Source organism: Streptomyces sp. NPDC007162, from assembly GCF_040634175.1.
GTDB lineage: Bacteria > Actinomycetota > Actinomycetes > Streptomycetales > Streptomycetaceae > Streptomyces.
This window is the reverse complement of sequence record NZ_JBEYFC010000459.1, coordinates 1-7,180: the sequence shown is the minus strand read 5'-3', so window position 1 is coordinate 7,180 and position 7,180 is coordinate 1. Positions and strand designations below refer to the sequence as shown.

Genomic DNA, 7,180 nt, shown 5'->3' with positions numbered 1-7,180 from the left:
CGGGCCAGGTCGCAGGCACCGGGTGGGCGCTCCGGCGGGCGGGGGCAGCGCGAGGGGCGCACTGCACGCGGTGCGCGCCCTGGCAAGCGCCCCCAGGGGCGGCTCGGCCGTGTCGCCGGTGCGGGCCAACGCCCCCATGGGCGGCGCGGTCGACCAGGCACGGCTCGGCGCGGCCCTGGGCCGGCTCGCCGGTACGCCGGTGGAGCGGATCCTCGCCCGCCCCGAGCTCCCGGCCGCCCGCGCCCTCACGGAGCGCGGGGTGTCCGCCCGTACGATCGACGGCTTCCTGCGCCCGCTGCTGGCGGCCCTGCTGTGCGATCCCGAGCTGACGACGTCCAGCCGCTGCGCGGACCTCGCGCTGCGCTCCTTCGCGAGCGGGCGGCTGTGCCTGCCGGAGGGCGGCGCGGACGTCCTCCCGGACCTGCTCGCCCGGGCCCTTCCGCCGGGCACCGTGCACACCGGGGTGCGGGCCACCTCGGTCTCGACGACCTGCGTGCGGACGGCGGAGCACGGCGAGATCCGCTGCCGGGCGGTGCTGCTGGCGACCGACGCCCGCGCGGCCGCCGAGCTGCTGCCGGGCCTGCGGGTGCCGGACTTCCACGAGGTGACGGTGGTCCACCACACGACCGACGAACCGGCGAGCCTGACCACCGGGGCGTCGCTCCTGCTCGACGCCGACCGCAGCGGCCCGGTCTCGCACACCTCCGTCGTCAGCAACGTCGACCCGAGCCGGGCGCCCCAGGGCCGCGCCCTGATCTCCTCCACGGTCCTCGGCTCCCCGCCCGCCGACGTCGACACGGCGGTCCGCATGCACCTGGCGCGGCTCTACGGCACGTCGACGCGCCGCTGGGAGACCCTCGCGGTCCACCACACCCCCGAGGCGCTCCCCGCCATGCGTCCCCCGCACGACCTGCGCCGCCCGGTCCGCCTCCTGGCCGGCCTCTACGCCTGCGGCGACCACCGGGACACCAGCACGGTCCAGGGAGCCCTCCACTCGGCCCACCGGGCCGCGGCGGCGATCCTGGCGGACCTGGGCGCAGCGGGCTCCATGCACAGCGCGGAAACCATGCAACCCCGAGCGGCGTAGAAACGCAGGGGCGCGGGGTTGCATTCGATTCGCTGCCGAACAGCGCCCCGAAAGGGGCGCTGGGGGTACCCCCGGCCGAAGGCTGGGGGAGGAACTGCGCGACCAGCCACGACGACGCCGCACCGCCGAACGACACCGTCGTGGCTGACGTCAGTTCAACGCCGCCACCTTCTCCCGGTACCCCTTCACCGGCGCCGCGTCCTTGTACGGCTCCAACCGGCGTTCGAAGTCCCTGACGTACTCCGTCGCCCGTACCGACCGCATCTCCGCCGCCGCGCCCGCCGCCTCCGCCCCGAGCGCGCAGGCCTGGTCCAGTTCACCGAGGCCGAGGCGGGCGGTGGCGAGGACGACCCGGCAGAACAGGCGGCTGCGCGCATAGGAGGGCGCACGGAGTTGCAGCGAGCGCTCCGCGTGCTGCGCGGACGCGCGGAACTGCTGGAGGTCCCGGTGGCAGTGCCCGAACTCGTCGGCGAGCTGGGCCTCGTCGAAGAAGCGCGCCCAGTGGGGCACGTCGTCGCCGGGACGGGCCGCCTCCAGGGCGCGTTCCGCGCGGACCAGTGCGCCGGTGCACGCCCGTACCTCGCCGAGCACACCGTGCGCCCGGGCCTCCGCCGCGTGCAGCAGCGCCTGGACCACCGGCGGGGCGTTCGTGCCGACCCCCTGCTGGGCGACGCGGGCCAGCTGCACCGCCTCCCGGCCGTGCCCCAGGTAGACCGCCTGGCGGCTCATGGTGACCAGGACGTAGGAGCCGTACGCCCGGTCCCCCGCCGCCTGGGCGAGCCGCAGCGACTGGACGAAGTAGCGCTGAGCGAGCCCGTGCGCCGCGATGTCGTACGACGTCCACCCCGCGAGCCGGGTCAGGTCGGCCGCCGCGCCGAACAGCCTGCGGCCGGTCTGTTCGCCGTACGTGCCGCGCAGCATCGGCTCGCACTCGTGCTCCAGATACCGCACCAGCGCCTGCCGGGCGTGCCCGCCGCCGTACGCGTCGTCGAGCGTGCGGAACAGTTCGCCGACCGAGCGGAGCGCGGCGATGTCGCCGCCGGTGACCTTCTGGCCGGGTCCGCGGTCGGTCCCCCCGCGTGGCCGCACCGGCAGGGCCGGCAGCTGCCTGGGCGCCGCCGGGCGGGTCTGCGCGGGCACCCGGGCCGCCGTCGCCGGGGCCGGCTCACCGCGGGCCACCCGGTCGTCGGCACGGCCGATCAGCCAGTCCCGGCTGGGGACCACGAGCCCGGCCGGGGTGAACGCGATCTTGCGGAGTTCGGCATGGCTGCCGGAGTCCTTGCGCCACAGCCCGCTGACGATGTCGACGGCCTCCTCGGGGGTGGCCGCGAACTCCAGCCCGGCGTACACCGGGGCACAGGCGTCGAGGCCCAGGTCCTGGGCGGTGAGCCGGCGGCCGAGGCGCCGGGTGAAGACCTCGGCGATCAGGGCCGGGGTGGTGCCGCGGGGCTGCTGGCCGCGCAGCCAGCGGGTGACCGATGTCTTGTCGTATCTGAGATCCAGCCCGTGTTCGAGGCCGAGCTGGTCGACGCGACGGGCCAGACCGGCGTTGGAGAACCCCGCTTCTGCGATGAGCGCGGCGAGCTGGCGGTTGGGGGTGCGCTGCGCGGGTCGGTCCGTCATCTGGAGTGCGGTCTCCTGCCTTCTGGCTCAGCTCGGTAGCTTGTGCCCGGATTGCCGGTGAGCAGCCCTTTTGGCGCTCATGGACGGCGCGAATGTAGCGGAGAGTGAGCACCTGATCGCACACTTCCACATTCATTCATCCGATCGTGTGAGGATTGACCCCAGGGCTGACGCGTGACCGGCGGACGTACAGTGGCTTGGGCGCGTTATGTGCCTGACATACCCGTCGCCAAGGGAGGCGCTTGCCGTGAGTGAGTTGCGGTTCGTCCGAATGGGGTTCGGCGCGGACGCCGTCGAGTACCAGGAGGCGTGGGACGAGCAGCGCCGGGTGCACGCGGCACGGTTCGCCGACGAGACCCCCGACACGGTGCTGCTGCTCGAACACCCCCCGGTGTACACGGCCGGCCGCCGTACCGCGGACAACGAGCGCCCCCTCGACGGCACCCCGGTCATCGACGTGGACCGCGGCGGCAAGATCACCTGGCACGGCCCGGGCCAGCTGGTCGGCTACCCGATCCAGAAGCTGCCGCGCCCGGTGGACGTGGTCGCCCACGTCCGGCGGCTGGAGGAGGCGCTGATCCGCGTCTGCGCCGAGTTCGGCCTGGAGACCACCCGGGTGGAGGGGCGCAGCGGGGTGTGGGTGCTCGGGGACCCGGTGGAGCAGCGGCCGGCGCTCGGAGGGCTCTCCCTGGACTTCGACCCGCGGCTGCACGACGAGGAGTTCGACCCGCGCCTGAACGGTCCCGAGTACGCGCCCTCCAACGCGGGCCAGCGCCGCGAGGACCGCAAGATCGCCCAGATCGGCATCCGGGTCGCCAAGGGCGTGACCATGCACGGCTTCTCGTTCAACGTGAACCCGGACATGAAGTGGTTCGACCGGATCATCCCGTGCGGCATCCGGGACGCCGGCGTCGCCTCCCTCGCGTCCGAACTGGGCCGGGACGTGACGATCGAGGAGGTGCTGCCCGTGGTGGAGCGGCACCTGAAGGACATCCTGGAGAACGCGGAACTCGCGCCGAGGGTGATCGAGAAGACACCTGCGGCCTGACTCCGCCCGGCAGGCATTCGAATCCACGGGCGTACGCTGGAGCACGCCGAAGAATCAACGCTAGGGAGCCGGTCGTGTCCGCAGTCGCACCCGACGGACGCAAGATGCTGCGCCTGGAGGTCCGCAACAGCCAGACCCCCATCGAGCGCAAGCCCGAGTGGATCAAGACCCGGGCGAAAATGGGCCCCGAGTACACGAAGATGCAGAACCTCGTGAAGAGCGAGGGGCTGCACACGGTCTGCCAGGAAGCCGGCTGCCCGAACATCTACGAGTGCTGGGAGGACCGCGAGGCGACCTTCCTCATCGGCGGCGACCAGTGCACCCGGCGTTGCGACTTCTGCCAGATCGACACCGGCAAGCCCGAGGCCCTGGACCGTGACGAGCCGCGCCGCGTGGGCGAGTCCGTGGTCACCATGGACCTGAACTACGCCACCATCACCGGGGTCGCCCGCGACGACCTGGCGGACGGCGGGGCCTGGCTGTACGCCGAGACGGTCCGGCAGATCCACGCGCAGACGGCGCAGCGCGAGGGCGGCCGCACCAAGGTCGAGCTGCTGGCCCCCGACTTCAACGCGGTCCCGGAGCAGCTCGCCGAGGTCTTCTCCGCCCGCCCCGAGGTCTTCGCGCACAACGTCGAGACGGTGCCCCGCATCTTCAAGCGGATCCGCCCCGGCTTCCGTTACGAGCGTTCGCTGAAGGTCATCACCGAGGCCCGCGACTTCGGCCTGGTCACCAAGTCCAACCTCATCCTCGGCATGGGCGAGACCCGCGAGGAGGTCAGCGACGCGCTGCGCCAGCTGCACGAGGCGGGCTGCGAACTGGTCACCATCACCCAGTACCTGCGCCCGAGCGTCCGGCACCACCCCGTGGAGCGCTGGGTGAAGCCGCAGGAGTTCGTGGAGCTGAAGGAGGAGGCCGAGCAGATCGGCTTCTCCGGTGTGATGTCCGGGCCGCTGGTCCGCTCCTCCTACCGGGCCGGACGCCTCTACCAGATGGCGATCGAGAAGCGCGGCGCGTTCGTCGCCGCACAGGCGGTCTGACCCGCCACCCGGGTTGTGTGAATTCACGCACAAGGAGCTACTGGTCAGTAATGACCGAATGGACGCGGTCCTGGCCGTCCTCGCTGATGAGGGCGTGCACCGGGGCCGCGTCGGCGTTCCGGGGGCGCGCATCGAGGCTTCATTGGCGTTTGACCGGTCGGTCACGCCCTGGTAACACCGAACAGTGACGCTGGTATCACAGCACGTACACCCACTCCGAGGGGGACCTCCACCATGCAGGCCGCGCCCGTCCGCGCCACCGCCATCCCGTCCTTCACCGACGCGCTGCGCGCCGTCGAGTCGCTGCTGCTGAGCAGCGGCCAGCGCACCGCGCGCCGCAACGCGTGGACCTCCGTGCTCGAGGACCGCCGTCGCGCCAAGGACCGGGTCGAGGCGCAGCTCTTCCTGGAGCAGGCCGCCGGCCGCTCCTGACCCCCGTCCCGCGGGCCTTCCCGGGACACTGCCGTCGTAGCCGCTCCCAGAGCCACGTAGACTTCGGGACATGGCGAGGAAGGAACCCGCAGCGGATGCTGCGAATGCCGGGCGACTGAAGCAGATCGCCCTTACGTACAAGATGACCCGCAAGGCCGACAAGACGATCGGTCTTGTGCTCGCGGGTGTCGGTCTCGGCACGCTCGCGGTCTTCCTCGTGATCGGCTTCTTGATCGGCCACCCTGTCTACCTGGGCATCCTGGGCCTGTTGCTCGGTTTCCTCGCGACGGCGATCGTGTTCGGCCGCCGGGCCGAGCGGGCGGCCTTCGGCCAGATGGAGGGCCAGCCGGGTGCCGCGGCCGCCGTTCTGGACAACATCGGGCGGGGCTGGACGACCACGCCGGCCGTCGCGATGAACCGCAGCCAGGACGTCGTGCACCGGGCCGTCGGCAAGGCCGGCATCGTCCTGGTCGCCGAGGGCAACCCGAACCGGGTGAAGACGCTGCTGGCCGCCGAGAAGAAGAAGATGGCGCGCATCGTCGCCGACGTGCCGGTGCACGACGTGATCGTCGGCACGGGTGAGGGCCAGGTCCCGCTGAAGAAGCTGCGGACGACGATGCTGAAGTTCCCGCGGGTGCTGACCGGCCCCCAGGTGACGACCACCAACGACCGGCTGCGGGCGATGGGCGACCTGATGTCCAACATGCCGCTGCCGAAGGGGCCCATGCCCAAGGGCATGCGGATGCCGAAGGGCGGCGGCGGCAGGACCCGCTGACCCACGACGTACGTTCCCGAAGGGGCCGCCCGGATCACTCCGGGCGGCCCCTTCGCCATGCAGCACTGGTCACGCACAGCCGGGACGCGTTCGGCAAGAGCCGGGCGTTGCCGATGACACGCCGCCGAACGGAGCATCACGGCGTTTATCGGGTCATCCGCTCCTAATCTTCCGCATGTGACAAAACGCCATATCACATACCTCGCGTGCGGTACCGCCCTCTGCGGTGCCCTCCTCGGCGCCGCTCCGGCGTCCGCCGCCCACCACGTGCACTGGGTGCGTCCGGGTGAGTCGATCCAGAAGGCGGTCGACGCCGCCCAGCCCGGCGACACGGTTCTCGTCATGGCCGGCACCTACCGCGAGAGCGTCAAGGTGACCACGCCCGGTCTGACCCTGCGCGGCATGGGCCCGGCGACCGTGCTGGAGCCCGCCAAGAAGGCCAGGGCGACCAAGCCCGGCAAAGCCGCCAAGCCCGGTAAGCCCGCCAAGCCCGGTAAGCCCGCCAAGCCCGGTAAGGCCGGCAAGAAGGCCGCCGCCCAGAAGTCCTGTGCGGAGATGGGCAACGGCATCTGCGTGGTCGGCACCAAGAGCAAGCCCGTCGAGGACGTGACCATCGCCAGGATGACCGTGACCGGGTTCTCCCGGATCGGCGTCATGGCCGTCGGCACGGCCAACCTGAACGTGCACGGCGTGGCCGCCGTGAAGAACGGTCAGTGGGGCATCGCCGAGGAGCGCTCGGTGCACAGCACCTACCGCGACAACGTCGCCCGGAACAACGGCGACGCGGGCCTGTTCCTCGCCAACTCCGTCACGGCGGAGAAGGGCGCCACCGACACCGCGGGCACGGTCGTCGAGCACAACCTCCTGGAGGGCAACCGGATCGGCGTCACCGTGCGCCGGCTGCGCAACCTCACCGTCGCGGACAACTCGGTCACCGGGAACTGCGCGGGCGTGTTCGTCGTCGGCGACGAGAACAAGCCGAAGGCCGGCAACATCACGGTCACCGGGAACCAGGTCGTCAAGAACAACAAGTACTGCCCGAAGACCGCCCGGCTGTCCTTCCTCCAGGGCTCCGGCATCGTGCTGACCGGCGCCGAGAACACCCTGGTCACCAGGAACGAGGGAAGCGGGGATCCGACGCTGGTGCTCGGTTTCGTCACCGAGGAGGGCGGCCC

The 7,180-nt window shown here is 71.8% G+C and carries 7 protein-coding genes; 6 read left to right on the top strand and 1 reads right to left on the bottom strand.

All coding sequences use genetic code 11. The features are described 5' to 3' along the window. A partial coding sequence (locus ABZ646_RS35920) for an FAD-dependent oxidoreductase (RefSeq protein WP_360528620.1) occupies positions 1-1,087 on the top strand: 1,087 nt, incomplete at its 5' end. A 150-nt stretch (positions 1,088-1,237) separates the two neighbouring features. Here ABZ646_RS35920 and ABZ646_RS35915 read toward each other — a convergent pair. Next, positions 1,238-2,710, bottom strand: a complete 1,473-nt coding sequence (locus ABZ646_RS35915; protein WP_360528617.1) for a regulator — start codon at positions 2,708-2,710, stop codon at positions 1,238-1,240. A gap of 247 nt (positions 2,711-2,957) precedes the next feature. On the opposite strand from ABZ646_RS35915, the gene lipB reads away from it, so the two are divergent. The 5 genes from lipB to ABZ646_RS35890 form a co-directional block, all read left to right on the top strand. Beyond that, complete coding sequence (lipB, locus tag ABZ646_RS35910) at positions 2,958-3,758, top strand: lipoyl(octanoyl) transferase LipB (RefSeq protein WP_360528614.1); 801 nt, start codon at positions 2,958-2,960, stop codon at positions 3,756-3,758. 74 nt (positions 3,759-3,832) lie between these two features. Then, positions 3,833-4,798 carry a lipoyl synthase gene (gene lipA / locus ABZ646_RS35905; protein WP_360528611.1) on the top strand — a complete coding sequence of 322 codons (966 nt, stop codon included), beginning with the start codon at positions 3,833-3,835 and terminating at the stop codon, positions 4,796-4,798. Between the two features lie 234 nt (positions 4,799-5,032). Continuing rightward, on the top strand, positions 5,033-5,230 hold the full coding sequence (locus ABZ646_RS35900; RefSeq protein ID WP_132886367.1) for a hypothetical protein: 198 nt from the start codon (positions 5,033-5,035) through the stop codon (positions 5,228-5,230). 70 nt (positions 5,231-5,300) lie between these two features. Beyond that, positions 5,301-6,005 carry a DUF4191 domain-containing protein gene (locus ABZ646_RS35895; protein WP_132886368.1) on the top strand — a complete coding sequence of 235 codons (705 nt, stop codon included), beginning with the start codon at positions 5,301-5,303 and terminating at the stop codon, positions 6,003-6,005. A gap of 177 nt (positions 6,006-6,182) precedes the next feature. Then, the coding region (locus ABZ646_RS35890; protein ID WP_360528607.1) for a right-handed parallel beta-helix repeat-containing protein at positions 6,183-7,180 on the top strand (998 nt) is incomplete at its 3' end.

What these genes read in the sequence shown, in the direction of transcription:
- ABZ646_RS35900 (WP_132886367.1), top strand. Translation starts at nt 5,033, where the DNA reads ATGCAGGCCGCGCCCGTCCGCGCCACCGCCATCCCGTCCTTCACCGAC.
- ABZ646_RS35895 (WP_132886368.1), top strand. Translation starts at nt 5,301, where the DNA reads ATGGCGAGGAAGGAACCCGCAGCGGATGCTGCGAATGCCGGGCGACTG.
- ABZ646_RS35915 (WP_360528617.1), bottom strand. Translation starts at nt 2,710, where the DNA reads ATGACGGACCGACCCGCGCAGCGCACCCCCAACCGCCAGCTCGCCGCG.